This window comes from Azohydromonas caseinilytica, from assembly GCF_012927045.1.
GTDB lineage: Bacteria > Pseudomonadota > Gammaproteobacteria > Burkholderiales > Burkholderiaceae_C > Azohydromonas > Azohydromonas caseinilytica.
The window spans coordinates 1-1,667 of record NZ_JABBFW010000086.1; the positions used below are offsets into that span (position 1 = coordinate 1).

Consider the following 1,667-nt stretch of genomic DNA (forward strand, 5'->3'; position numbering starts at 1 on the left):
CCCCCCGCGTCAGAATACCTGTCGTCCCCATAGAACCAGGAAACCAGGGGGCGTAGGAAGAAGTGATCAGTGGCTCGTTTCGGACAGGCATTCAAGGACAGGGCGGTAGCGAGGTTGCTGCCGCCTGAGAGCGCGCCCATTGAGGTGGTGTCGCGTGAGATCGGTGTGAGCGTGGACACCCTGGAGCGCTGGCGCGCGCAGGCACTGGCGCAGCCCACGCAGCAACGCACCTGGACGGCGGCGGCGCGGTTCGATGCCGTGCTGACCACGGCCGCCATGGACGAGGCCACCAAGAACGCCTGGTGCCGCGAGCACGGCGTCTACCCGCAGGAGCTCGCTGCCTGGCGGCAGAGCGCCACGCAGGCGCTTGCCGAGCCTGCCGAGGCACGCGCCACGCCGCAGCAGACCAAGCACGACAAGCACCGCATCAAGGAGCTCGAGCGCGAGCTGCGGCGCAAGGACAAAGCCTTGGCTGAAACAGCTGCGCTGCTGGTGCTGTCCCGAAAGCTCGAGGCGGTCTTCAACAAGAAGGGCGAGGCGGACGAATGATCTGCCTTGAGGACCGCCAGAACATTGCCCAGGACGTCAACGAAGCGCACAAGAGCGGAGCACGGCTGAGCCAGGCCTGCGAAGAAGCTGGCATCGATGTGCGCACGCTGCAGCGCTGGAAGGCCACGGACGGTCTCTGCAGCGGCGACGGCAGGCCCAAGGCAGCTCGCCCAACGCCAGCGAATGCCTTGAGTCCTGATGAGCGCGCCCAGGTGCTGGCCGTGGCCAACGAGCCGCGCTTCGCCGACATGCCGCCGGCGCGCATCGTCCCGGCGCTGGCCGACGAGGGCGTGTATATCGCCAGCGAGTCCACCTTCTGCAGGATCCTGCGCGCGCACGGTCAGAACGCTCGCCGCGGCCGCGCCAAGGCGCCCAGGGCGTCGCGCCCACCTACGACGCACGTGGCCACTGCGCCGCGCCAGGTATGGTCATGGGATATGACGTTCCTACCGGCCGCGGTCATTGGTCGCTGGTTCTACCTGTACCTGATCCTGGACATCTATAGCCGCAAGATCGTTGGCTGGGAGGTTCACGAAACGGACGACGCCGACCATGCGGCACACCTGATGCATCGCACGGCGCTGGCCGAGGGCATCCATGCCATGGCCGAAAAACCCGTGCTGCACGGCGACAACGGCGCCACGCTCAAAGCCACCACGGTGCTGGCCATGCTGCACTGGTTGGGCATAAAACCATCCTACTCGCGGCCACGCGTGAGCGATGACAATCCATATTCGGAGGCCTTGTTCCGGACTGCAAAATACCGCCCGGAGTTCCCCACCAAGGGCTTCGTTGATATTGCACACGCTCGCGCCTGGGCGGCTGACTTCGTGCGTTGGTACAACACCGTGCACTTCCACAGCGGCATCCGTTACGTCAGCCCGGCAGACCGCCATGCTGGCCGTGACCACGAGCTCCTGGCCGCACGCCACGCCGTCTACACCGCGGCTCGCGAGCGCAACCCATCACGCTGGTCGGGCGCGACTCGGGACTGGACTCCCATCGGCGCCGTGACGCTCAACCCTGAGCGAGAGGCAGCCGTCGCGGCCCACTCGCTCACCCCGGATAAACGGCCTCTGGCTGCATAGTCCAGGCGACAGGTACGTTGACGCGCGCCG

General features: G+C 66.5%; 1 protein-coding gene. It reads left to right on the forward strand.

Annotation, left to right across the window (positions count from 1 at the left end):
- Positions 1–69: 69 nt before the first annotated feature.
- Positions 70–1,637 (forward strand): IS3 family transposase gene (locus HHL10_RS30055; RefSeq protein ID WP_169164098.1). Its coding sequence is split into 2 segments (ribosomal slippage): positions 70–502 and positions 502–1,637, totalling 1,569 coding nucleotides; the frame shifts between segments, so codons are not numbered across the junction.
- Positions 1,638–1,667 lie beyond the last annotated feature (30 nt).